The 1,065-nt window shown below is 60.6% G+C and carries 1 protein-coding gene; it reads left to right on the top strand.

Features of this window, described 5'->3' with window-relative positions; translation table 11 throughout:
- A partial coding sequence (locus Absy_RS11670; RefSeq protein ID WP_048854934.1) for a carbohydrate porin occupies nt 1-1,050 on the top strand: 1,050 nt, incomplete at its 5' end.
- Nucleotides 1,051-1,065: the final 15 nt, after the last annotated feature.

Raw genomic sequence — 1,065 nt, 5'->3', positions numbered from 1 at the left:
TGGTACCAGCAGTCCTTTCTGGACGGCAAGCTCGACGTCAAGATCGGGCAGCAAGATCTGGATACCGAATTCCTGATCAGTGATTACGGCAGCCTTTACCTCAACTCCAACTTTGGCTGGCCCATGGCACCATCGGTCAACCTGTATGGGGGTGGGCCATCCTGGCCGCTGGCATCGCCTGCCATCCGTATCCGTTACCGCCCGACCGACCAGTTTACCGTCATGTTTGCCGCAGCGGACGATAACCCGCCGGGCAACCGCTACAACTCCATTCCCATCCAGCAGGCCACAGGCTCGGATGCCGGGGCGACCAATGACCCCACCAGCCAGAACGCCAACAACAATGCCTCTGGCACCCAGTTCAATATGGGTACGGGGGCGCTGCTCATGACCGAGCTGCAATATGCCATCAACCCCCAGCCCGAGGATATGTCCAAGGTAACCAAGGACCCCGGCCTGCCCGGCATTTACAAACTGGGGGGGTATTACGACACGGCCAAATTCCCCGACTACCGCTACAACAGGAATGGTGGTTCGCTCGGGGCGGCCTCGGCCCGTGCGGCTGCGGGGGATGCCAGCATTACCCAGAGCGACCTGACCTCCCGCTGGGACCGTGGCAACTGGATGGTTTACGGGATTATTGACCAGATGATCTGGCGGCCCTCGCTCCAGTCTGCGCAGTCGGTCGGTGTGTTTGCCCGCGCCACCGGCAATGGCGGGGACCGCAACATGATCAGCTTTGCCGTGGATGCGGGGATCAACCTCAAGGCTCCCTTCAAGGGGCGTGATAATGATACGGTGGGCGTTGGCTGGGGCATTGGCCGTGCATCCTACGGGCAGCGCCGGTTTGACCGGGATTCTGGCGTTCACCCCCAGGGGAACGAGAACCATCTGGAAGTGACCTATCAGGCGCAGGTCATGCCATGGTGGGTCATGCAGCCCGACTTCCAGTATGTCTGGAACCCCTCTGGCGGTGTAGCTGACTGGACCGGCACCAAACGCATCGGGAACGAAGCCATCTTCGGCCTCCACTCCAGCATCACCTTCTGATCACTCTAAACATGG

The organism is Acetobacter syzygii, from assembly GCF_000964225.1.
Taxonomy (GTDB): Bacteria; Pseudomonadota; Alphaproteobacteria; order Acetobacterales; family Acetobacteraceae; genus Acetobacter; species Acetobacter syzygii.
This window is presented reverse-complemented; position numbering and strand designations above follow the sequence as displayed.